Here is a 499-nt window from a genome sequence, read left to right as displayed (position 1 = left end):
CGCGCTGCCGCTGTCCCCGGCCACGCCCGCGCTCGGCAGCACGCTGCGCCAGCTGCGGGCCATGCGCTGACGCGGCGGCGACATGGGCCGTGCGAGGGTGCCAACCAGGAGGACCGCGCCATGAACCTGTTCCGCAACCTGCTGTTCTGGATCCTGCTGGCACTGCTCGGCGCCATCGCCGCGCAACTGCTGCTGGCCGATCCGGGTTACGTGCTGGTGCGCTTCCGCGGCTACGACTACGAGACCACCGTCGCCACGGCGGTGCTGGCGACGATCGTCGTGCTGGTTGCCCTGTGGCTGTTGTGGAAGCTGCTGACCCTGCCTTTCCGCAGCTGGCGCCGGCATCGCGACCGCCGTTCGCGCGCGCGACTGGGTGAAGGCCTCGACGCGCTGCATCGCGGCCACTACGACCGCGCCGAGAAGCTGCTGGTACAGGCCGCCGATGCGGGCGACGACGCCGAAGCGGGCGCGCGGGTTGCCGCCGCCCATGCCGCCGCGG

The 499-nt window shown here is 72.5% G+C and carries 1 protein-coding gene; it reads left to right on the top strand.

What is annotated here, in order from left to right; genetic code table 11:
* Positions 1 to 120: 120 nt before the first annotated feature.
* The coding region (locus QAA18_RS12845) for a heme biosynthesis HemY N-terminal domain-containing protein (RefSeq protein ID WP_279413488.1) at positions 121 to 499 on the top strand (379 nt) is incomplete at its 3' end.

Source organism: Luteimonas sp. 8-5, from assembly GCF_029763755.1.
Classification (GTDB): Bacteria; Pseudomonadota; Gammaproteobacteria; order Xanthomonadales; family Xanthomonadaceae; genus Cognatiluteimonas.
Note: the sequence above shows the minus strand (reverse complement) of the source record. Positions and strands in the feature narration are given on the sequence as shown.